Below are 23,411 nucleotides of genomic sequence, written 5' to 3'. Positions count from 1 at the left end.
GGAAATAATATTCAGTGCGCTATTTTTGAGCAATCCAAGAGTGACCTTCCTCACATTGCTCTGACATTTGCCGTCGTTCTATTCAGTTTGAGTTCAGTTTAAAGTGAAAAAAGTGATTAAACGGGAGCGGTGAGAAGAGAAGTTTTTTCCGTGTGAGGGCAATTCGTGCTTTGCGCCGCAAAAACATTGCGGTATGTTCAAAGATTACCCACTGTAACCCGCCACGCTCGGGTTCATAAGATTGATCATAATCTACGAATAATAATCACAATGAATTAGGTATACGAAGCAATGCAATTCTCAAAGTTTGGTGAAAAGTTTAATCGATACTCTGGAATCACTCGTTTAATGGATGATTTGAATGATGGCCTGCGAACTCCTGGTGCAATTATGCTCGGTGGTGGTAACCCAGCCGCTATCCCAGCCATGCTCGATTACTTTAACCAAGCCAGTGCCGACATGCTCGCCAGTGGAGAACTCATTGCCGCCCTCGCCAACTACGATGGTCCACAAGGTAAAGACAGCTTCATTAAGTCGTTAGCTGGAATGCTGAAAGAGACCTATGGTTGGGACATCAGCGAGAAAAACATCAGCCTGACCAACGGCAGTCAAAGTGGCTTCTTTTACCTATTCAACTTGTTAGCGGGTCAACAGCCAGACGGTTCTCACAAGAAGATATTGTTGCCGATCGCACCAGAATACATCGGCTACGGCGATGCGGGCATTGATGACGATATTTTTATCTCTTACCACCCAGAGATCGAACTGCTAGAAAACCGCCAGTTTAAATACCACGTTGATTTTGAACAGCTCAAGGTTGATGACTCGGTTGCCGCTATCTGCGCCTCTCGTCCAACCAACCCAACTGGTAACGTACTGACCGATGAAGAAGTGCGTAAACTGGATAAGCTGGCGCGTGAAAACAACATCCCACTGCTGATCGACAATGCTTACGGCCTGCCGTTTCCAAACATCATCTTTGAAGATGTCGAACCGTTCTGGAATGAAAACACCATTCTGTGCATGAGCTTATCTAAGCTTGGTTTGCCGGGTGTGCGTTGCGGTATCGTGATTGCGAGCGAAGAAGTGACACAAGCTCTGACCAACATGAATGGCATTATCAGCCTAGCACCCAATAGTGTCGGCCCTGCGATTGCCAATCACATGATTGAAAAAGGCGATTTACTGCGCTTAAGCAGCGAGGTAATTAAACCTTTCTATAAAGACAAATCTCTACGTGCGGTTGAGCTTTTACAAGAAGCGATCGATGACCCTCGTTTCCGTATCCACAAGCCTGAAGGTGCGATTTTCTTATGGCTATGGTTTGATGAGCTGCCGATTACCACCATGGAGCTGTACGACCGCCTCAAAGCTCGTGGCGTATTGATTGTTCCGGGTGAATACTTCTTTATCGGCCAAGAAGACGAGTGGGATCATGCCCATCAATGTCTACGCATGAACTACGTGCAAGATGATGAGGCGATGCAGAAAGGCATTAATATTATTGCAGAAGAAGTGAAAAAAGCTTACTCAGAGCAGTAATAAAAGCTTTTAGCTTACTGTAGACCAAATACAAAAAAGAGCACCGACCTTCTTCAAGGTACTGGTGCTCTTTCACTTCTACTTCCCGAGATTTATTAGCTTAAATGAGCTAATAACGCTTAGCCTTCTAGAAGACTATTACCATTAATAGCAATCTTACGTGGTTGCATCGCTTCTGGGATTTCGCGTTCTAGGTCGATGTGAAGAAGACCATTTTCCATGCTTGCGCCCACCACTTTTACGTAGTCAGCCAGTTGGAATTTTCGCTCGAAATCGCGCTCTGCAATACCTTGGTATACGAAAGTTTTCTCGGCTTCTGCTTTACGCTCACCTTTAACAATTAGCATGTTCTCTTTTTGAGTAAGGTCTAATTGATCATCAGCAAAACCAGCAACGGCCATAGTAATACGGTAGTTGTTCTCGTCTTTTTGCTCGATGTTGTAAGGAGGGTAACCGCCAGAAGTATTTTTCGACGTGTTCGATTCCATCATATTGAATAGACGATCGAAGCCGATTGCGTTGCGGTAAAGTGGAGTGAAATCTACAGTTCTCATAATGCTATCCTTTTAGTAAGCAATAGTCTTAGCCGTGAATTTTACTGAGATCGAACCTGTGAGTGATTCAGTAAACAGCTAAGGGATTCAATTCGCATTCCACGGGTTTCACCTCTATTGGTGACAACTCTGGGACATGACAATGAATCAATTTTTAAATTGTGTGCTGCCAAAGTTATCCTCTATTGAGCGATACTCTAGCAACGGTTATGAAGGTTCTGTTTCTTCTCTTGTAGAGCAAGACAGTCATCCTCTTCACAACTAGATATGTGGATTGAGCGAATCAGTTTCAAGCGTTTATTTTCAATTATTTTTCCAATCCAATATTTTTCAATCACTTAAAAACAAAAAAGACCGCCATTTTTGGCAGTCTTTTTAACAACAAATTTAGTTTTTTGAGACGAAGCTATTTCGTTTTAGTTCAAAGAAGAGGCGCGGAGCATACGAATGTATGTGAGCACCTCTGACACAGAAATTAAGCGAAAGAGCGAAGTATCAAAGATACTAAACGTCTAGATTTGCTACTTTAAGTGCGTTTTCTTCGATGAAGTTACGACGCGGTTCTACTTGGTCGCCCATCAATGTTGTAAACAACAGATCAGCACCAACAGCATCTTCAATCGTTACTTGCATCATACGACGAGTTTCAGGATCCATTGTCGTTTCCCAAAGTTGATCAGGGTTCATCTCACCTAGACCTTTGTATCGTTGTAGGCTTAGGCCACGACGAGACTCTTTCACTAACCAGTTCAGAGCTTCAACGAAACTAGACACTTCTTGAGTACGCTCGCCACGCTTAATGTAAGCACCTTCTTCAATCAGGCCATCAAGTGCTTCAGAAAGATCCGCTAGCTTGCCAAACTCTTTCGAGTTAATCAGATCAATGCTCAGCACGTGCTCATGAGTTACACCATGAGTACGAACCACAATCTTAGGAACGCTTAAACCTAGCTCTTCGTGCTTTTCAACTTCAAGGCTGTATTGGCTTGCACCCGCTTCTTTACCGTTTAGCTGCTCTACTAGCTGCTTACCCCAAGCTTCAACCACCGCATCATCATGACACTGCTCAGCGGTTAGGCGAGGAACGTAAATCAGTTCGTGAACCAATGCGCGTGGGTAGCGGCGGCTCATACGATCAACGAGCTTGATGCCTGCATTGTATTGCTGAACAAGCTTCTCTAAGCCTTCACCGGCAAACGCAGGTGCTTCAGGATTTACGTGCAGTTCTGCATTGTCTAAAGCCAAAGATACTTGATACTGGTTCATCGCATCTTCATCTTTGATGTACTGCTCTTGCTTACCCTTCTTCACTTTGTAAAGTGGCGGTTGAGCAATGTAGATGTAACCACGTTCAATCAGCTCAGGCATTTGACGGTAGAAGAACGTCAGTAGCAGTGTACGGATGTGAGAACCATCGACATCGGCATCGGTCATGATGATGATGTTGTGGTAACGCAGTTTATCTGGGTTGTATTCATCACGGCCAATACCACAACCAAGGGCTGTGATTAGCGTTGCGACTTCTTGAGAAGACAGCATTTTATCGAAACGCGCTTTCTCTACGTTAAGGATTTTACCTTTAAGCGGTAGGATTGCTTGGTTCTTACGGTTACGCCCCTGCTTAGCTGATCCGCCAGCAGAGTCTCCTTCCACAATATATAGTTCAGACTGTGCAGGATCTTTTTCCTGACAGTCAGCTAGTTTACCTGGAAGACCGGCTAAATCTAATGCGCCTTTACGACGTGTCATCTCACGAGCTTTACGCGCTGCATCACGAGCACGCGCTGCATCGATAATTTTAGAACAAACGATTTTCGCTTCACCTGGGTTCTCAATTAGGAACTCAGATAGCTTCTCACCCATCGTAGACTCAACGGCAGACTTCACTTCTGAAGAAACCAGCTTGTCTTTCGTTTGGCTTGAGAACTTAGGATCTGGCACTTTCACCGAAACAATCGCCGTCAAACCTTCACGAGCATCATCACCTGATGTTGAAGTCTTCGCTTTCTTCGAGAAGCCTTCTTTATCCATGAAGCTGTTCAGAGTACGCGTTAGTGCAGCACGGAAACCCGCTAAGTGAGCACCACCATCGCGTTGAGGGATGTTGTTGGTGAAACAGTAGATGTTCTCTTGGTAACCATCGTTCCACTGCATTGCAACTTCAACGGTAATGCCGTCATCACGCTCTGAATCAAAGTGGAAAATCTTTTGGATGATTGGTGTTTTATTGGTATTAAGGTGTTCAACAAACGCTTGGATACCGCCTTCGTATTCGAAGTGATCCATTTTGTCTTCTTCACGCTTATCAATTAGCTTAATTGATACACCTGAGTTCAAGAATGATAGCTCACGTAGACGCTTAGCTAAAATGTCGTAATGGAACTCGATGTTAGTGAAGGTTTCTTCACTCGGCCAGAAACGAATCTCTGTACCGGTTTTATCCGTATCACCGATAACCGCTAGTGGCGCTTGAGGCTCACCGTGGCTGTAGGTTTGAGTGTGGATTTTGCCACCGCGGTGGATAGTAAGAGTAACTTGCTTAGAAAGTGCGTTAACTACTGAAACACCAACACCGTGCAGACCACCAGATACCTTGTACGAGTTATCATCGAACTTACCACCAGCGTGAAGAACCGTCATGATTACTTCTGCTGCTGATACTTTTTCTTCTGGGTGCAATTCTGTTGGAATACCACGGCCGTCATCGCTTACAGACACTGAGCTATCTTCATGGATAGTTACAATGATGTCATTACAGTGACCAGCTAGCGCTTCATCAATAGAGTTATCTACCACCTCAAAAACCATGTGGTGCAGACCGGTACCATCATCCGTGTCGCCAATGTACATTCCAGGACGCTTACGTACCGCATCCAGACCCTTCAGTACTTTAATACTCGATGAATCGTAATTATCTGACATAGTTACTCTCTGACTAATTATCCTTGCTCTATTTTGCCATGTTCCACATGAAACATCCTGCTATTTTCGTCATGCATATCTGCAATCTGATCAGCGGTAATAGAGCTTACAAAAACTTGAGCCTGGGTCGCCTTTAAACACTCAGCAAGACGTGCTCGGCGTTGGCTATCTAATTCGGAAGCAAAGTCATCTATCAAATAGATGCACTGCTTACCTGTCATTTGAGTGAGGTGTTGCCCTTGTGCTACTCGCAGCGCGCACACCATCAACTTCAATTGACCTCGTGACAAGACATCTTCCACTGGAGTGCCGTTCACTTTTATCTTCAGATCCGCTTTGTTTGGCCCACTAAAGGTGTAACCAAGCTGCTGATCCCTTTCAAAATTCTTTTCTAAAATATCGGCATATGGGGTGTCTTTGTCCCAACCACGATAATAGTTAATCTTTATCTCAAACTCAGGAAGGAAGGTCGCACAGATTTCTTCGGCGACTTCTTTAAGCTGTTCAACGTAAGTGGCACGCCACTGGCTGATACTTTCCGCTAAACGGGCCAATTCTTGGTCCCAATAGCTCAGTTCTCGATAGTGTGTTGCCGTTTTCAATAAGGCGTTTCGCTGCTTATTGAGGCGCTTTACCCTGCCCCATGCATCATAAAAGCCGGACTCACTGTGGAAGACTCCCCAATCAATAAATGCGCGGCGATGCTTAGGTCCATCGGTTAGTAAATCAAACCCTTCCGGGTGAATCAACTGCAAAGGTAAAACCTGAGCTAACTGAGCCAATTTTTGCCCAGTTTGACCGCTTATTTTAACCTCTGTTGTGCCATCGCGCTGCTTATTAATGCCAATTGGCAGCTCAAATTGATCCGAGGTCATAAAACGGCCATGTACAAACAGCTCACTGCACTCGTTTTGTATGATACGGCCGGTGAGTGAACTCTTAAATGAGCGACCATGTCCGAGCAGATATACCGCTTCAAGGACACTGGTTTTTCCGCTCCCGTTAGCCCCTATAAGAAAGTTAAAGCCTGATGACGGTTGAATGTCACAGGCTTCTATATTTCTAAACTGCTTAACGATTAAGCGCGATAAAGGCATAACGTCTTCATATTAATCTTCAATCACGACTCGATAGGTAAACGTTGTTGATCAGTAAACATCACAAACAACGCTTATAAGCGAATAGGCATAACAACGTACATCGCGCTGTCGTCTTGTGCGTTCTCGATAAGAGCACTCGCATTGGCGTCTGACATTGAGATGCGAACTTGCTCACAACGTAGTGTGTTCAGAACATCCAACACGTAGCTTACGTTGAAACCAATCTCTAGTGCATCACCATCAAAGGTTACGTCTAGCACTTCTTCCGCTTCTTCTTGCTCTGGGTTGTTCGCGGTAATACGCATCTCGCTATCTACAAGATTAACGCGAACACCACGGAATTTTTCATTCGACAGAATCGCAGCACGAGAAAATGCTGAACGTAATTCATCACAACCAGCTTCAAGTGTCTTGGTAGTATTTTGCGGCATTACGCGGCGATAATCAGGGAAACGACCATCAACCAGCTTAGAAGTGAAGACATAGTTGTTCACTTCAGCACGCACATTAGAGTTACCAATCTGCAGCGTTACCGGTTGCTCTGGTGCATCCAGTAGCTTCACTAACTCTTGCACACCTTTACGAGGAACAATGATCTGCTTCTGAGCAAAATCGGCACCCAATTGTGCTTGAGATACCGCCATACGGTGACCATCAGTTGCGACACTTCGTAGGATTGAACCTTCAATCTCAAACAACATGCCGTTGAGGTAATAACGAACATCTTGGTTCGCCATTGAGAATTGGGTTTTCTCGATAAGACCACGTAGCTCAGCTTGTGTCACTGACACTTCAACTTCACTGCTCCAGTCTTCAATGTTTGGAAAATCTGCCGCAGGTAATGTTGCTAATGAGAAGCGGCTACGACCAGAACGAACCTGAATACGGTCGCCATCCAATACCACAGTGATCACTGAGCTGTCTGGCAAGCCACGACAGATATCTAGGAATTTACGTGAAGGTACAGTAATGCTGCCCGCTTCGAAATCACCTTCAAGCGTTACACGGCTGATCAGTTCAACTTCTAGATCCGTTGCTGTCATCGACAACACGTCATCTTCTACTTTAATCAGTAGATTTCCTAGAATTGGAAGCGTTGGCCTGCCACCGAGTGCGCCAGATACTTGTTGTAATGGCTTTATCAGGTGACTACGTTCAATGGTAAATTTCATATCTTGCTCTTACGGTCTAAATGGCACTGCGTAATAGTACGTGGCCAAGATTCTGCTTATTAAGGTTAAGAATACTGTGTATTAAGAAGAAAGGGTACGAATCAAGTTCGAATAATCTTCTTTAATGTCGTGGCTCTCTTCACGCAACTGAGCAATCTTACGACAAGCATGCAGTACGGTCGTGTGGTCACGGCCACCGAATGCATCGCCAATCTCAGGCAAGCTGTGGTTAGTTAACTCTTTAGCCAGTGCCATCGCCAGTTGGCGTGGACGAGCAACAGAACGAGAACGGCGTTTAGATAATAGATCAGCAACTTTGATTTTGTAGTATTCAGCGACTGTCTTTTGAATGTTATCAATGGTGACGAGTTTTTCTTGCAGAGCAAGCAAGTCACGCAGTGCTTCACGCACGAAATCGATCGTGATCGGACGGCCAGTGAAGTTTGCATTCGCAATAACACGGTTCAATGCGCCTTCTAGCTCACGAACGTTAGAGCGTAAACGCTTAGCAATAAAGAATGCCACTTCATCCGCAAGGTGAATTTGGTGGTCTTCGGCTTTCTTCATTAAGATCGCAACACGAGTCTCAAGCTCTGGTGGCTCAATCGCTACCGTCAAACCCCAGCCGAAGCGAGATTTAAGACGATCCTCTACCCCGTTGATCTCTTTTGGATAACGGTCAGAGGTTAGGATGATCTGTTGGTTGCCTTCAAGCAGCGCATTAAAGGTATGGAAGAACTCTTCTTGAGAGCGCTCTTTATTCGCGAAAAATTGGATATCATCGATAAGCAAAGCATCAACACTACGGTAGTAGCGCTTAAATTCTTCAATCGCGTTATTTTGTAGCGCCTTCACCATATCCTGAACAAAGCGCTCAGAATGCATGTAAACCACTTTCGCATTCGGTTTGTTGTCAACAATGGCATTACCCACCGCATGCAACAAGTGCGTCTTACCTAAACCAGTGCCACCGTATAAAAACAACGGGTTATAAGCTGTTCCTGGATTATCAGAAACCTGACGTGCCGCCGCCAAACCCAATTGGTTTGATTTACCCTCAACAAAGTTATTGAACTTATGTTTTGGGTTTACGTTTGAACGGTGGTTAAGATCAACCGCTACAGGCTCTTCATCACGCCAGATATTGTGAACAGGCTTACGAGCTTGTAACTGCGCAGGTGCTGACGATTCAGCAGCCACATCAGCGGCTGTACGGGTACGAGCTGGGGCGATAGTCTCAGATTTTGGAGCAGTAACTCGTTTGTTCCCAATTTCAAAATGAAGATGCGGGATATCATTACCACAATATTCTTGTAGCAAACGGTTAATGCTATTTAGGTACTTATCGCGCACCCAATCGAGTACAAATCGGTTTGGTGCAAATAGAGTTAGAGTATTACCATTGAGCTCCGCTTGTAACGGACGTACCCACATACTGAATTCTGTAGCTGGTAACTCTTCTTGAAGCTGTTGCAAGCATTGCAACCAAAGCGAAGATGACACGGTGCCCCACTCTATTTAAGTTATATGAAATGACCGTTAATTTTACCTGTTGATAAGTCAGATCACCAGCAATTGATCACAGATCCAGTGAATAAGATCCAAGTTATTCACAATAATTTTGTAAATAATCGGTGGATCCACACATCTTGCCCCTAATTTACTCACACAATGATCCACTTATGCCCGGATCCTTGCTAGTTATCCCCAAATCGAGAATGCGATCTGGTTATGGTTAATAACATCTGGTTATTTATTCTATTGAGCATTTTCCCAGTAACATCCAACCCTATAAATATAAGGAGTTACCAAATGAATAACTGGATTAAGGCTGCAATTGCGGCTATCGCACTCTCTGCTGCTACTGTTCAAGCCGCGACTGAAGTTAAAGTCGGCATGTCTGGTCGCTACTTCCCGTTTACGTTCGTTAAACAAGACCAACTACAAGGTTTTGAAGTGGATTTATGGGATGAGATCGGTAAGCGTAACGATTACAAGGTTGAATACGTAACGGCAAACTTCTCTGGTCTTTTTGGTCTTCTTGAAACGGGTCGTATCGATACCATTTCAAACCAAATTACAATGACGGATGCACGTAAAGCGAAATACCTATTCGCAGACCCATACGTAGTAGACGGTGCACAAATTACCGTTCGTAAAGGTAATGACAGCATTAAGGGTATCGAAGACCTTGATGGCAAGACGGTTGCGGTAAACCTAGGTTCAAACTTTGAACAACTGCTTCGCAGCTACGATAAAGATGGCAAGATCAATGTGAAAACCTACGATACAGGTATTGAGCATGATGTCGCTCTTGGTCGTGCCGATGCATTCGTAATGGATCGCCTATCAGCACTAGAGCTTATCAAGAAGACGGGTCTACCATTACAGCTAGCGGGTCAGCCATTCGAAACCATTGAAAACGCTTGGCCTTTCGTGGACAACGACAACGGTAAAAAACTGCAAGCAGAAGTAAACCAAGCATTAGCAGCAATGCGCGCAGATGGTACGCTAGAAAGTATCTCTCAGAAATGGTTTGGTGCGGACATTACTCAGAAGTAATCACTCACTATCTCCATTCGAGGCCCACTGCTTTACACGGCGGTGGGCTTTTTGCTTTTGTGCACTGATTAAAAGCCTGATAGAACAGTATTTCCAAATAGAACAACACTTCCAATACTAATACGAGATAGATTATGGGATTTGACTTTAATTACATGCTAGAGCTGTTGCCAATACTACTGAAGTATTTAGGCACCACGATGGAGATGGCGACTTGGGGCTTGTTCTTTGCTCTGATCCTGTCTCTGATACTGGCGAATATTCGTGTATTCAAAATCCCAGTACTCGACCAACTGAGCCAGCTGTACATTAGCTTCTTTCGAGGCACACCACTGTTGGTACAGCTTTTCCTCCTTTATTACGGCTTACCACAAGTATTCCCGTGGATGGTTGGGTTGGATGCTTTCAGCGCCGCTGTAATTGGCTTAACCCTGCACTTTGCCGCGTATATGGCAGAAAGTATTCGTGCCGCGATTATCGGTATTGATCGTAGCCAGATGGAAGCCAGCCTCTCAGTCGGTATGACAACCAGTCAAGCGATGCGCCGAGTGATCTTGCCGCAAGCAACCCGCGTAGCACTGCCTTCTTTAATGAACTATTTCATCGACATGATCAAGTCGACTTCACTTGCATTCACCTTAGGTGTCGCCGAAATCATGGCTAAAGCTCAGATGGAAGCTTCTTCAAGTTTCCGCTTCTTCGAGGCTTTCTTAGCAGTCGCGCTGATTTACTGGGGCGTAGTGGTTATCCTCACTCGTATTCAAATTTGGGCCGAAGTGAAACTGAATAAGGCGTATGTACGATGATCAAATTACAAAATATCCACAAGCAGTTTGGTGACACCGAAGTTTTGAAAGGGATCGACCTAGAAATCAAACAAGGTGAGATAATTGTCATCATAGGTTCAAGTGGTACGGGTAAGTCTACCCTGCTGCGTTGTGTGAATTTTCTAGAGCAAGCCGATCAAGGTATTATTTCGATTGATGATATTAAGGTTGATGCTCAGAAACACACCAAAGCAGAGGTGCTTGCACTGCGTCGTAAGACTGGTTTTGTATTCCAAAACTATGCACTATTTGCTCACCAAACCGCGAGACAGAATATAGCTGAAGGTTTGATTACCGTTCGTGGTTGGAAAAAGAAGCAAGCCCATGAAAAAGCACAACAAATACTCGACGACATTGGCTTAGGAGAGAAAGCTGATAGCTACCCAGCCGCGCTCTCTGGTGGCCAGCAGCAACGGGTTGGTATTGGCCGTGCAATGGCTCTACAACCAGAGCTTTTACTGTTTGATGAGCCGACTTCAGCGCTTGATCCTGAATGGGTTGGCGAAGTGCTTAACCTAATGAAAAAACTAGCAAATCAGCATCAAACCATGCTGGTGGTTACTCACGAAATGCAGTTCGCTAGAGAGGTCGCAGACCGAGTGATCTTCATGGCTGATGGCCACATTGTCGAACAGGGATCTCCACAGGATATTTTTGGTAATCCACAGGATCCTAAATTAAAGAAATTCTTAAATAAGGTCGGGATCGACGAAGGATCCTTGTGATTTTAGTTATTCTACGTATAATCCCCCGACCGGAATTTTAGTTAACCCAATCATTGACACTTTTTGTGACAGTGATTACAATTCCGCCTCTTTGTTGAGAGGCGTCGGTTTTCCTTTCTTATATAAAGAAGAGAAAAAATGCCCACGCCGGGTTTAACAAAAACCTAAAACTACTGATCAGTAAGGTAATTACAATGAAACGCACTTTTCAACCTACAGTTCTAAAGCGTAAGCGTACACACGGTTTCCGTGCTCGCATGGCTACTAAGAACGGTCGCGCAACAATCAATGCACGTCGTGCAAAAGGCCGTAAGCGTCTTTCTAAGTAATCTTTGATTATTTTGAATAAGCTAGCCTTCGGTCGGGAGTTACGCTTGTTAACTCCCGAACATTATCAGAATGTCTTCAAGCAAGCTCATCGAGCAGGCTCCCCTCATTTCACCATCATTGCCCGAAATAACTCTCTTTCAAATCCTCGCCTTGGATTAGCCGTTCCGAAAAAGCAGATTAAAACCGCCGTGGGTCGTAATCGATTCAAGCGTCTTACTCGTGAAAGCTTTCGTAACACTCAACACAAACTTCCTAACAAAGATTATGTTGTAATCGCTAAGAAGAGCGCGCAAGATTTAAGCAATGAAGAAATGTTCAAGCTACTCGACAAATTATGGCTTCGCCTGTCTCGCCCTTCGCGTGGATAGCGCTAATACCCATCTATTTTTATAGATGGTTTATTAGTCCACTCATCGGCCCACGCTGCCGATTTACTCCAACCTGCTCTTTATATGCGATAGAAGCGTTGAAAGCTCACGGTTTTGTAAAAGGGTGTTGGTTATCAGGCAAACGTCTATTAAAATGCCATCCTTTGAACGAAGGGGGCTTTGACCCCGTTCCACCAGTCCAAAAACAAGACAGAGATAAATAACGATGGATTCTCAACGTAATATCCTGTTAATCGCATTGGCTTTGGTTTCTTTCCTACTGTTCCAACAATGGAACGTAGCTCAGAACCCAGCTCCACAAGCGGTTGAGCAGGCACAATCTGGCAGCACCCTACCAGCGCCATCTTATGCAGATGATCTAGACCCGGCTCCTGGTCAAGTTGCTTCTGCTAAAACTATCACAGTAACAACTGATGTTCTGACTCTGTCAATTGATACGGTTGGTGGTGATGTCGTTACAGCAAACCTAAACGATTACTCTGCTGAGTTCGATTCTGAAGATACTTTTGTTCTTCTTAAAAACGAGCCTGGTCACCAATTTATCGCTCAAAGCGGTCTAGTGGGTCCTCAAGGTATCGATTTAAGCAGCACTAACCGCCCTAGCTACACGGTTTCAGCAGACAGCTTCACGTTGGCTGAAGGTCAAGATGAACTACGCATCCCAATGACTTACCAAGCGAACGGCCTGGATTACACAAAAACATTCGTCCTTAAGCGCGGCAGCTACGCGATTGACGTTGGATACGATGTAGTCAACAACTCTGGCAATAACGCAACATTCGGCATGTACGCTCACCTACGTCAAAACGTTATGGATGACGGTGGTAGCCTAACAATGCCAACTTACCGTGGTGGTGCTTACTCTACGGAAGATACGCGTTACAAAAAATACAGCTTCGACGACATGCAAGATCGCAACCTTTCTCTTAACCTAGCAAACGGTCAAGGTTGGGCAGCGATGATTCAACACTACTTTGCAAGTGCTTGGATTCCACGCGACGAAGCAGGCAGCAACCTTTACACTCGTGTAATTGGCAACCTTGGCGACATCGGTGTTCGCATGCCGAACAAAACCATCGCTACTGGCGACGAAGCAAACTTCAAAGCAACGCTTTGGGTTGGTCCTAAACTTCAAGACCAAATGGCTGCTGTTGCACCAAACCTAGACCTAGTAGTTGACTACGGTTGGTTATGGTTCATTGCTAAACCACTTCATACTCTGCTTTCATTTATTCAAGGCATCGTTGTGAACTGGGGTCTGGCAATCATCTGTCTAACTTTCATCGTTCGTGGTGCTATGTACCCACTAACGAAAGCTCAGTACACGTCTATGGCGAAAATGCGTATGCTTCAGCCTAAGCTGACTGCAATGCGTGAGCGTATTGGCGACGACCGTCAACGCATGAGTCAAGAAATGATGGAGCTTTACAAGAAAGAGAAAGTAAACCCACTAGGTGGCTGTTTACCTATTCTTCTTCAAATGCCTATCTTCATTTCGCTATACTGGGCACTAATGGAGTCTGTTGAACTGCGTCACTCACCGTTCTTCGGTTGGATTACTGACCTTTCAGCACAAGACCCATACTACATCTTGCCACTTCTGATGGGTGCTTCAATGTTCCTAATCCAGAAGATGAGCCCGACAACTGTAACGGATCCAATGCAGCAGAAGATCATGACCTTTATGCCGGTTATGTTCACATTCTTCTTCCTGTTCTTCCCTTCAGGTCTGGTTCTTTACTGGCTAGTATCGAACATCGTAACTCTAATTCAGCAAACGCTTATCTACCGCGCACTGGAAAAGAAAGGCTTACATTCTAAGTAAGTTCGATAATAGAAAGAGATAAAGAAAGGCGACCAAAAGGTCGCCTTTTTGTTTTTAGCTGATTACAATTCAGCTAATTGATTAATCGTGAATGCCCTCTTTGGCTTTCACATGCTAGCAGGCACACCTATGACTACAGATACGATTGTTGCTCAAGCGACCGCGCCAGGCCGTGGTGGCGTCGGTATTATCCGCGTTTCCGGCCCATTGGCGACTCAGGTTGCCCTAGAAGTAACAGGAAAAACACTTAAGCCTCGCTACGCTGAGTACCTCCCGTTTAAATCTCACGATGGCATCGAACTCGACCAAGGTATCGCGCTTTTCTTCCCTAACCCACATTCGTTTACTGGCGAAGACGTGTTAGAGCTGCAAGGCCACGGCGGTCCGGTGGTGATGGATATGCTAATCAAACGAATCCTCGCGATCTCAGGCGTGCGTGCTGCGCGTCCAGGTGAGTTTTCAGAGCGTGCCTTCTTAAACGACAAGATGGATTTAACTCAAGCCGAAGCGATTGCTGACCTGATTGACGCAAGCTCAGAAGAAGCGGCGAAATCTGCACTACAATCCCTGCAAGGTGAATTCTCAAAGCGTATTAATACACTGGTAGATTCCCTGATTTACCTAAGAATCTACGTTGAAGCGGCTATCGACTTCCCTGAAGAAGAAATTGATTTCCTTGCTGACGGTAAAGTAAGTGCTGACTTACAGGCTATCATCGACAATCTCGAAGCTGTGCGCCAAGAAGCCAATCAAGGTGCCATCATGCGTGAAGGTATGAAAGTCGTGATTGCAGGTCGCCCAAATGCGGGTAAATCGAGCCTATTAAATGCATTGTCAGGCAAAGAATCTGCCATTGTGACTGATATTGCCGGCACTACGCGTGATGTACTGCGTGAACATATCCATATTGATGGCATGCCACTGCATATTATTGATACCGCAGGCCTACGTGAGGCCTCTGATGAAGTAGAAAAGATAGGTATTGAACGTGCTTGGGAAGAAATAGCTCAGGCAGACCGAGTTTTATTTATGGTTGATGGCACAACAACAGACGCAACCGACCCGAAAGATATCTGGCCAGATTTCGTTGATCGTCTACCAGACAACATCGGAATGACGGTAATTCGTAATAAAGCGGATCAAACCAGTGAAGAGTTAGGCATTTGTCATGTTAACGATCCAACCCTGATTCGCTTATCAGCCAAAACAGGCCAAGGTGTCGACGCTCTGCGTAGTCATCTAAAGGATTGTATGGGCTTTGCTGGTGGTCATGAAGGTGGCTTTATGGCACGTCGTCGTCACTTAGATGCCCTAGAACGAGCATCAGAACACCTAGATATCGGCCAACAGCAGCTTGAAGGCTACATGGCGGGTGAGATTTTAGCGGAAGAGCTTCGAATTACTCAGCAGCACCTCAATGAGATCACGGGTGAGTTCAGTTCAGACGATCTTTTAGGTCGCATCTTCTCTTCATTCTGTATTGGTAAATAACCTTAAAAGGCCAGTTCATGCTGGCCTTCTTCTTTAGTAAGGACAGCTTAATGATCCACATTATTACAGGTAGCACCTTAGGTGGTGCAGAGTACGTTGGCGATCACCTTAATGATCTTCTTGAAGAGCAAGGTCATGAAATAACCCTTCATAATCAGCCTGAATACGATGATATCCCCCAACAAGGCTTTTGGTTGTTGGTCACTTCAACTCATGGTGCCGGTGAATTTCCAGATAATATTAAGCCGTTTATCGACGCATTGACCCAGCAATCTCCAGATTTAAGCCAGGTTCGCTTTGCTGTAGTGGCGCTTGGAGATTCGAGCTACGATACCTTCTGTTTGGCAGGTAAATCAGTCCACAGCCAACTAAAAGAGCTCGGTGCTCAAGCGATTTCTGCTTGTTTTACCATCGATGTTCTTGAAACACCGGTCCCAGAAGATGCTGCAGGGGAATGGTTTAACGATCATAGTGACCAGTTTTAACACCCCAATCTTCTAAAAAGCGGCTTATGCCGCTTTTTTTGTCTCTGAAAATCGTGATTGTGAATAACTTTTTTGAAAATAAATCGAAATACATGTCCTTTTTTCAATTTTCTCTGTGGATAAGATAATACATATACGGTGATCAACCTATAGTTATCCAAATAACAACTTTCTAGGTAATTCCCCCTTGTGTATAAGTAGCCATTTTGATCCCAGCTAATCCTCATTATGATCAAAGTTAGATCACACCCTTTGATCCAAAAAAGATCCATGATCTTGTTGATCATTTTCTACTTATCCACAGACACCCTCGATCCTAATAATAGATCTAATAAAAGATCTCTCTAAAGATCTTATCTATATTAATTAAAAACAGCTTTTTCGAAAAATTCCAAAAACGTTTTCTCAAGCTATGAAAACAGGTAGAATATCGCTCCTTTTTATCAATCTAGAAACGTTTGAGTACCTGAGGTCGGTTCATGCTTTATCACGAAAAATTTGACGTCATCGTTGTTGGTGGTGGCCATGCAGGAACGGAAGCCGCACTCGCATCTGCACGTACTGGTCAAAGTACGTTATTACTAACTCATAATATCGATACGTTGGGACAGATGTCTTGTAACCCAGCCATTGGCGGGATCGGTAAGGGCCACTTGGTAAAAGAGGTCGATGCTATGGGTGGATTAATGGCGCAAGCTATTGATCATGCAGGTATTCAGTTCAGAACATTAAACGCATCAAAAGGCCCTGCGGTACGTGCAACTCGTGCACAAGCTGACCGCGCACTTTACAAAGCCTTTGTCCGTAATGTTCTTGAAAACACACCAAACCTAACTCTGTTCCAACAGTCGGTTGATGACTTGATCGTTGAACAAGATCAAGTGGTGGGTGTGGTTACGCAAATGGGCCTCAAATTCCGCGCTAATGCTGTGGTCTTAACGGTAGGCACATTCCTAGGCGGTAAGATTCATATTGGTATGGAAAGTTCATCGGGTGGACGTGCGGGTGATCCACCATCGATCGCGCTCGCTGACCGTCTTCGTGATCTTCCATTTCGTGTTGATCGCCTAAAAACGGGTACACCTCCTCGCATCGATGCACGCAGCGTTGATTTTTCTGAGCTTGAGGTTCAACACGGCGATAATCCGACTCCGGTTTTCTCATTCATGGGTAACCGAGCTCAGCAGCCGCGTCAGATTCCATGTTACATCACGCACACTAACGAAAATACGCATGACGTTATTCGTGCCAACCTCGATCGCAGCCCGATGTACGCTGGTGTGATTGAAGGTATTGGCCCTCGTTACTGTCCGTCGATTGAAGACAAAGTGATGCGCTTTGCTGATAAAAACAGTCACCAAATTTTCATTGAGCCTGAAGGCCTAACGACGCACGAGTTATACCCGAATGGTATTTCAACCAGTTTACCGTTTGATGTTCAGGTAAAAATCGTTCACTCAATGAAAGGTTTTGAGAACGCACACATCGTCCGTCCTGGCTACGCGATTGAGTACGACTTCTTTGACCCTCGCGATCTTAAACTGACTTACGAGACCAAGTTTATTAAGGGGTTGTTCTTTGCGGGGCAAATCAATGGCACCACTGGCTACGAAGAAGCTGCAGCACAAGGCTTAATGGCCGGTTTGAATGCGAGTTTGTTTACGCAAGGCAAAGAGGGCTGGAGCCCACGCCGCGATCAAGCTTACATGGGTGTACTTATCGATGACTTGTCGACGATGGGTACTAAAGAACCGTACCGAATGTTTACATCTCGCGCGGAGTACCGCTTGTTGCTTCGTGAAGACAACGCTGATATCCGTTTGACTGAAAAGTCTCGTGAACTTGGCTTGGTCGACGATGCTCGTTGGACGCGATTCAACGAGAAGATGGAAAACATGGAGAAAGAGCGTCAACGTCTTAAAGAAACATGGATTAATCCAAAATCTGAAGATATTGATCAATTGAACCAGATCCTGAAAACACCAATGTCTCGTGAAGCGAGTGGTGAAGATCTTCTTCGTCGTCCTGAAATGACTTATTCACAGCTAACGTCGTTGGATCGTTTTGGTCCTGCACTGGAAGATCAACAAGCGTCTGAGCAAGTTGAGATCCAAGTGAAGTACGATGGCTATATCCAACGTCAACAAGATGAAATTGAAAAATCACTGCGTCATGAAAACACCAAACTGCCGGCTGACATCGATTACAGTAAGGTAAAAGGGCTTTCTAACGAAGTGGTTCTTAAACTAACTACCGCTAAACCAGACTCAATTGGTATTGCATCGCGAATCTCAGGTATCACACCTGCTGCAATTTCAATTCTGTTGGTTTACTTGAAAAAACACGGCCTGTTGAAAAAAGGTGAGGAAGCATAATGAGCGCATTACGCGAAAAACTGGATCACCTGATTGGCCAGACTGAACTTGAAGTATCTGAAAAGCAACGCAGCCAATTGGTTGGCTACGTTGAGTTACTAAACAAGTGGAACAAAGCATACAATCTGACGTCAGTTCGTGATCCGCAAGAAATGATGGTGAAACATATCTTAGATAGCATCATTGTTAGCACTCACTTACAAGGCAAGCGCTTTATTGACGTTGGCACAGGCCCAGGTCTTCCTGGGATTCCGCTCTCAATCATGAATCCTGACTGCGAGTTTTACTTGCTAGACAGCTTGGGTAAGCGTATTCGTTTTATCAAGCAAGTGATTCATGAGCTGGGTATCGACAACGTGGTGCCGATTCAAAGTCGCGTTGAAGAATTTCAACCAGAAGAAAAGTTTGATGCCGTGCTCAGTCGCGCATTTGCATCAATGACAGACATGGTAGAGTGGTGTCATCATTTACCTAAAGAGCAATCCGGTGTATTTTTGGCTCTTAAGGGACAACACCCTAGAGACGAAATCGACCTGTTACCTGAATGGTGTTCAGTGACAGACATTAAAGCTTTGCAAGTGCCAGAGCTTGATGGAGAGCGTCATCTAGTTACTTTATCGCGTCAGGGATAATCAGCGAGGCCATAGTGGGTAAAATCGTAGCAATTGCCAACCAGAAGGGTGGCGTAGGAAAAACAACAACTTGCATTAACTTGGCAGCATCAATGGCGGCAACAAAGCGCAAGATATTGGTTGTTGACCTCGATCCTCAAGGTAATGCCACGATGGCGAGCGGTGTTGACAAGTATCAGGTTGAAGCAACTGCTTACGATTTGTTGGTTGAAGACACCCCATTTGATGAGGTAGTTTGCCGAAGTACATCTGGCAACTATGACCTTATCGCCGCAAATGGTGATGTTACAGCGGCAGAAATCAAATTGATGGAAGTGTTTGCTCGTGAAGTTCGTCTAAAGAACGCGTTGGCATCCATTCGTAATAACTATGATTTCATCTTTATCGATTGCCCACCGTCATTAAATCTTCTTACAATTAATGCGATGGCTGCGGCCGATTCCGTATTGGTTCCTATGCAATGTGAATACTTTGCTCTGGAAGGTTTGACTGCGTTGATGGATACCATTAGCAAGCTCGCTGCGGTGGTAAATGAGAACCTGAAGATTGAAGGTCTTCTGCGTACTATGTACGATCCTCGTAACCGCTTATCGAACGAAGTATCTGATCAACTCAAAAAGCACTTCGGTAGCAAAGTCTATCGAACTGTGATCCCTAGAAATGTGCGTCTGGCAGAAGCGCCGAGTCATGGCAAGCCAGCAATGTACTACGACAAATATTCTGCAGGAGCTAAGGCATATCTTGCTCTTGCTGGCGAAATGTTACGTCGTGAAGAAGTCCCAGTATAGGTCCAACCAAAGGAATTCGCTCAATGTCTAAGCGTGGTTTAGGAAAGGGGCTAGATGCATTGCTTGCAACTAGCTCATTAGCTCGTGAAAAGCAGCAAGTTGCTTCTTATAGTCAGGCGTTGTCGGCTGATGGTGAGCTTATCGAATTGGCTGTTGGTTGCTTAAAGCCAGGTGTATATCAACCGCGTAAGGATATTGCGCCGGAAGCGCTAGAAGAGCTGGCAGCATCAATCCAATCTCAAGGTATTATTCAGCCAATCGTTGTACGTCCCTTAGCACACGACCAGTTTGAGATTATTGCTGGCGAACGTCGTTGGAGAGCTGCTCGTCAAGCTGGCCTTAAGCAAGTGCCATGTCTAATTAAGAGAGTCGAAGACAAGGCCGCGATTGCGATGGCATTGATCGAGAACATTCAGCGTGAAGACTTGAATGCTATCGAAGAAGCACAAGCGTTAGAGCGCTTGCAGAACGAATTTGAGCTGACACATCAACAAGTTGCTGAAGTGATCGGTAAATCGAGAGCAACGGTTAGTAACTTATTACGTCTAAATCAGCTCGAAAATGAAGTAAAAGGTTTAGTTTCCAACAAACACCTGGAAATGGGGCATGCTAGAGCATTGCTTGCGCTCGAAGGCGATACCCAGGTTGAGGCAGCAAACACTGCAGCAACCAAAAAAATGACCGTGCGTCAAACTGAGCAGCTTGTTAAAAAGTGCTTAAAGCCAGACGTTGAATCAGAATCGAAGCAAGAAGACACTGAAGCTATCGAACTTTCACGAAGACTCACGGAAAAATTGCAAGCAAACGTTTCAGTTACTCGTTCTGTTAGTGGGAAGTCAAAAGTGACAATTACTCTTGATGAGCCTCACAAATTAGATCAACTTATTGCTAAATTAGAGTACTAAGTGAGATAATTGATTTAAGTCAATTATGTAATGAACAAGTGATTTCGTACAAAAGTTGTCGGTTTGTATACAAAAATGTAAATGATTGCTGCATTCTTATTGCAATCAATTTGGCTGAACGTATAATTTTCGCCAATTTATCAGCACGCTTTTAAGCGAGTATCAAAGTAGGCTTAAAAGAGGAACGAATACATGGTAGCGGCGTTAGCAAGACCAGGACGAGTGCTTGCAAAGCAAATGTTATTGATCGAGCTTAGCGCGGTTATATTAGTGGCGATAGGGTTAGGTTTAGCTGTTAATCCTGATTGGGGTTTTGCTGCATTAATCGGTGGCGGTATTTTTGTCATCGCGAATGTAGTTTTTTGTGTGTGTGCTTTTCTATTTTGTGGAGCTCGCGCAACTAAGTTAGTTGCGGCGTCGTTCTATGCAGGTGAAGCGCTCAAAATCTTAATCACAGTTCTACTATTCTCTATCGTCTACATGTATATGCAGGTGGAATTAATTCCCCTCAAACTGACCTATTTACTGGTTCTAGGTATTAATATCTTTGCGCCAGTGCTTTTCATTAACAATAAAAAATAGGATGAGTTATGGCTGCGCCAACAGCATCCGGATACATTGAACACCATTTACAAAACCTTTCTTTAGCTAAGTTTGGTCTTGTAGAGGAGACAAGTTTCTGGAACGTACATATAGACAGTCTGTTTTTTTCGGTGTTGACAGGGATGTTATTCCTTTGGGTTTTTCGCTCAGTCGCTAAGAAAGCAACAGTAGGTGTACCTGGTAAGCTTCAGTGTTTTGTTGAAATGGTAGTGGAATTCGTTGGTGACAACGTTAAAGAAACTTTCCATGGCCGCAACCCTCTGATTGCCCCACTAGCACTGACTATATTCTGCTGGATTATCATTATGAACTTGATGGACTTAGTGCCTATCGATTTCTTACCATATCCTGCAGAGCATTGGCTAGGTATCCCTTACTTGAAAGTGGTTCCTACAGCTGATGTTAATATAACAATGGCAATGGCTTTAGGTGTTTTTGCTCTGATGATCTACTACAGCATCAAAGTGAAAGGTCTAGGCGGATTTGCTAAAGAATTGGCACTGCATCCATTTAATCACCCAATCATGATTCCATTTAACTTGGTACTTGAGGTAATTTCGTTATTAGCGAAGCCACTATCTCTAGGTATGCGTTTATTTGGTAATATGTTTGCGGGTGAGGTGGTGTTTATTCTTATCGCGGCAATGCTACCGTGGTACTTACAATGGGTAGGTGCACTACCTTGGGCTATCTTCCATATCTTGGTTATTTTGATTCAAGCGTTTGTTTTCATGATGTTGACAATCGTTTACTTATCAATGGCTCATGAAGATAGTGATCACTAAAAAATTTTTAAGCTTTATTCTAACTATTAATGTTAACCGGAGAACGTAAATGGAAACTGTACTAAGTTTTTCAGCAATCGCTGTTGCTATCATTGTTGGTCTTTGTGCCGTAGGTACTGCAATTGGTTTTGCTATTCTTGGTGGTAAATTCCTAGAAGGCGCTGCGCGTCAACCTGAAATGGCTCCAATGCTACAAGTTAAGATGTTCATCATCGCTGGTCTATTGGATGCTGTTCCAATGATCGGTATCGTAATCGCACTACTATTCACGTTTGCTAACCCATTTGTTGGTCAACTAGCAGGCTAATTAACTTCTAAATAGTTAATTAAATTTTTGTAGTTGATTCTTAACGAGGGGTAGCTGTTGTGAATATGAACGCAACTCTGCTAGGTCAAGCAATTGCTTTTTCACTGTTTGTTTGGTTCTGCATGAAATATGTATGGCCACCAATCATGCAAGCAATTGAAGAACGTCAGAAAAAAATTGCTGACGGTCTAGTAGCCGCTGAACGCGCTGCTAAAGACTTGAACCTGGCACAAGCCAACGCTTCTGAGCAAATGAAAGAAGCAAAGCGCACTGCAACTGAGGTTATTGATCAGGCAAACAAACGTAAAGCTCAAATTATTGATGAAGCACGCGAAGAGGCTCAGGCAGAACGCCAGAAGATCTTAGCGCAAGCTGAAGCAGAAATTGAAGCAGAGCGTACACGTGCCCGTGATGACCTGCGCAAACAAGTCGCAACTCTGGCTATAGCTGGTGCTGAGAAAATCCTTGAACGTACAATCGATAAAGATGTACACGATGATCTTCTTAACAACATTACTGCAAAACTTTAAAGCAAGGGGCTGTATATGTCTGATTTGACTACAATCGCACGCCCCTATGCTAAAGCAGCGTTTGACTTTGCGGTAGATAAAGGTGAGCTAGACCAATGGGGTCAAATGCTTACTTTTGCTGCCGAAGTGGCACAAAATGATGATGTTCACAATTTATTAAGCGGTTCTATGACTGCTGAAAAATTAGCTGAAGTATTCATTGTAATTTGTGGCGAACAATTTGATGAATTCGGTCAGAACTTAATTAAAGTGATGGCAGAGAATGGCCGCTTAATGGCTTTTCCTGATGTTTGTAAAGAGTTCTTTATACTCAAAAAAGAGTATGAGAAAGAGATCGACGTTGAAGTAACTTCAGCGGTAGAACTTTCTGAAGAACAACGTGCAGAGATCAGCAGCAAATTGGAACAGCGCTTAGCGCGCAAAGTTCAGCTGAATTGCAGTATAGATGAGACTCTACTTAGTGGAGTTATTATTCGAGCCGGAGACCTAGTCATCGATAACTCAGCGCGCAGTCGTTTAGACCGCCTGAGCGATGCATTGCAGTCTTAATGGGGATTGGAGC

24 protein-coding genes are annotated in these 23,411 nt (G+C 44.4%); 19 read left to right on the top strand and 5 right to left on the bottom strand.

The genetic code is table 11. The features are described 5' to 3' along the window. Positions 1–291: 291 nt before the first annotated feature. Complete coding sequence (locus tag ACED28_RS09960; protein WP_102249188.1) at positions 292–1,542, top strand: valine--pyruvate transaminase; 1,251 nt, start codon at positions 292–294, stop codon at positions 1,540–1,542. A gap of 119 nt (positions 1,543–1,661) precedes the next feature. Here the strand turns inward: ACED28_RS09960 and ACED28_RS09955 are convergent, their stop codons facing one another. The 5 genes from ACED28_RS09955 to dnaA form a co-directional block, all read right to left on the bottom strand. Beyond that, positions 1,662–2,096, bottom strand: a complete 435-nt coding sequence (locus ACED28_RS09955) for an Hsp20 family protein (protein WP_017107513.1) — start codon at positions 2,094–2,096, stop codon at positions 1,662–1,664. 504 nt (positions 2,097–2,600) lie between these two features. Beyond that, the gene (gyrB, locus tag ACED28_RS09950) at positions 2,601–5,018 is read right to left on the bottom strand and encodes a DNA topoisomerase (ATP-hydrolyzing) subunit B (protein ID WP_009848139.1); all 2,418 of its coding nucleotides are present in this window, start codon (positions 5,016–5,018) and stop codon (positions 2,601–2,603) included. Positions 5,019–5,035: 17 nt separating this feature from the next. Beyond that, positions 5,036–6,115 carry a DNA replication/repair protein RecF gene (gene recF, locus ACED28_RS09945; RefSeq protein WP_371709753.1) on the bottom strand — a complete coding sequence of 360 codons (1,080 nt, stop codon included), beginning with the start codon at positions 6,113–6,115 and terminating at the stop codon, positions 5,036–5,038. A 74-nt stretch (positions 6,116–6,189) separates the two neighbouring features. Continuing rightward, complete coding sequence (gene dnaN, locus ACED28_RS09940; protein ID WP_371709752.1) at positions 6,190–7,290, bottom strand: DNA polymerase III subunit beta; 1,101 nt, start codon at positions 7,288–7,290, stop codon at positions 6,190–6,192. 81 nt (positions 7,291–7,371) lie between these two features. Continuing rightward, positions 7,372–8,793 (bottom strand): chromosomal replication initiator protein DnaA, encoded by a 1,422-nt coding sequence (dnaA, locus tag ACED28_RS09935; protein ID WP_009848136.1) that lies wholly within the window; start codon positions 8,791–8,793, stop codon positions 7,372–7,374. Between the two features lie 309 nt (positions 8,794–9,102). Here dnaA and ACED28_RS09930 point away from each other — a divergent pair, with 309 nt between their 5' ends. From ACED28_RS09930 to atpH, 18 genes are all read left to right on the top strand, one after another. After that, positions 9,103–9,852, top strand: coding sequence for an amino acid ABC transporter substrate-binding protein (locus ACED28_RS09930; protein ID WP_029223762.1), 750 nt, complete (start codon positions 9,103–9,105; stop codon positions 9,850–9,852). Between the two features lie 134 nt (positions 9,853–9,986). Continuing rightward, entirely contained in the window at positions 9,987–10,658 is a 672-nt protein-coding gene (locus ACED28_RS09925; protein WP_009848134.1) for an amino acid ABC transporter permease, read from the top strand. Continuing rightward, positions 10,655–11,404 (top strand): amino acid ABC transporter ATP-binding protein, encoded by a 750-nt coding sequence (locus ACED28_RS09920; RefSeq protein ID WP_135445416.1) that lies wholly within the window; start codon positions 10,655–10,657, stop codon positions 11,402–11,404. Before ACED28_RS09925 ends, ACED28_RS09920 begins: the two co-directional genes overlap by 4 nt. 194 nt (positions 11,405–11,598) lie before the next feature. After that, the gene (gene rpmH / locus ACED28_RS09915; protein WP_004735800.1) at positions 11,599–11,733 is read left to right on the top strand and encodes a 50S ribosomal protein L34; all 135 of its coding nucleotides are present in this window, start codon (positions 11,599–11,601) and stop codon (positions 11,731–11,733) included. A gap of 45 nt (positions 11,734–11,778) precedes the next feature. Beyond that, the gene (rnpA, locus tag ACED28_RS09910) at positions 11,779–12,102 is read left to right on the top strand and encodes a ribonuclease P protein component (RefSeq protein ID WP_029223763.1); all 324 of its coding nucleotides are present in this window, start codon (positions 11,779–11,781) and stop codon (positions 12,100–12,102) included. After that, positions 12,069–12,326 (top strand): membrane protein insertion efficiency factor YidD, encoded by a 258-nt coding sequence (gene yidD / locus ACED28_RS09905; RefSeq protein WP_004735802.1) that lies wholly within the window; start codon positions 12,069–12,071, stop codon positions 12,324–12,326. The genes rnpA and yidD overlap by 34 nt, the downstream gene beginning before the upstream one ends. Positions 12,327–12,328: 2 nt before the next feature. Continuing rightward, a complete protein-coding gene (yidC, locus tag ACED28_RS09900) occupies positions 12,329–13,948 on the top strand; it encodes a membrane protein insertase YidC (protein WP_371709751.1) in 1,620 nt (539 codons plus the stop codon). A 129-nt stretch (positions 13,949–14,077) separates the two neighbouring features. Then, a complete protein-coding gene (mnmE, locus tag ACED28_RS09895) occupies positions 14,078–15,439 on the top strand; it encodes a tRNA uridine-5-carboxymethylaminomethyl(34) synthesis GTPase MnmE (protein ID WP_029222947.1) in 1,362 nt (453 codons plus the stop codon). Between the two features lie 50 nt (positions 15,440–15,489). After that, on the top strand, positions 15,490–15,924 hold the full coding sequence (gene mioC / locus ACED28_RS09890; RefSeq protein WP_371709750.1) for an FMN-binding protein MioC: 435 nt from the start codon (positions 15,490–15,492) through the stop codon (positions 15,922–15,924). Between the two features lie 479 nt (positions 15,925–16,403). Next, on the top strand, positions 16,404–18,299 hold the full coding sequence (gene mnmG, locus ACED28_RS09885; protein ID WP_012605106.1) for a tRNA uridine-5-carboxymethylaminomethyl(34) synthesis enzyme MnmG: 1,896 nt from the start codon (positions 16,404–16,406) through the stop codon (positions 18,297–18,299). After that, positions 18,299–18,931 carry a 16S rRNA (guanine(527)-N(7))-methyltransferase RsmG gene (gene rsmG, locus ACED28_RS09880; protein ID WP_009848127.1) on the top strand — a complete coding sequence of 211 codons (633 nt, stop codon included), beginning with the start codon at positions 18,299–18,301 and terminating at the stop codon, positions 18,929–18,931. The genes mnmG and rsmG overlap by 1 nt, the downstream gene beginning before the upstream one ends. 14 nt (positions 18,932–18,945) lie before the next feature. Beyond that, positions 18,946–19,719 carry a ParA family protein gene (locus ACED28_RS09875; RefSeq protein WP_009848126.1) on the top strand — a complete coding sequence of 258 codons (774 nt, stop codon included), beginning with the start codon at positions 18,946–18,948 and terminating at the stop codon, positions 19,717–19,719. A 23-nt stretch (positions 19,720–19,742) separates the two neighbouring features. Next, on the top strand, positions 19,743–20,624 hold the full coding sequence (locus ACED28_RS09870; RefSeq protein ID WP_012605105.1) for a ParB/RepB/Spo0J family partition protein: 882 nt from the start codon (positions 19,743–19,745) through the stop codon (positions 20,622–20,624). A gap of 192 nt (positions 20,625–20,816) precedes the next feature. Further along, positions 20,817–21,206: a F0F1 ATP synthase subunit I gene (locus ACED28_RS09865; protein WP_008221392.1), complete on the top strand. Its 390-nt coding sequence runs from the start codon at positions 20,817–20,819 to the stop codon at positions 21,204–21,206. Positions 21,207–21,214: 8 nt separating this feature from the next. Continuing rightward, the gene (gene atpB, locus ACED28_RS09860) at positions 21,215–22,012 is read left to right on the top strand and encodes a F0F1 ATP synthase subunit A (protein ID WP_009848124.1); all 798 of its coding nucleotides are present in this window, start codon (positions 21,215–21,217) and stop codon (positions 22,010–22,012) included. 49 nt (positions 22,013–22,061) lie between these two features. Beyond that, a complete protein-coding gene (atpE, locus tag ACED28_RS09855) occupies positions 22,062–22,319 on the top strand; it encodes a F0F1 ATP synthase subunit C (RefSeq protein ID WP_004411110.1) in 258 nt (85 codons plus the stop codon). A 59-nt stretch (positions 22,320–22,378) separates the two neighbouring features. Then, positions 22,379–22,849: a F0F1 ATP synthase subunit B gene (gene atpF, locus ACED28_RS09850; protein WP_010433231.1), complete on the top strand. Its 471-nt coding sequence runs from the start codon at positions 22,379–22,381 to the stop codon at positions 22,847–22,849. A 15-nt stretch (positions 22,850–22,864) separates the two neighbouring features. Further along, positions 22,865–23,398, top strand: coding sequence for a F0F1 ATP synthase subunit delta (atpH, locus tag ACED28_RS09845; protein ID WP_009848122.1), 534 nt, complete (start codon positions 22,865–22,867; stop codon positions 23,396–23,398). Positions 23,399–23,411: the final 13 nt, after the last annotated feature.

It is taken from the genome of Vibrio sp. 1F253 (genome assembly GCF_041439295.1).
Lineage (GTDB): Bacteria > Pseudomonadota > Gammaproteobacteria > Enterobacterales > Vibrionaceae > Vibrio > Vibrio tasmaniensis_A.
The sequence above is the reverse complement of the archived record's forward strand: the minus strand, read 5'-3'. Positions and strand labels throughout refer to the sequence as shown.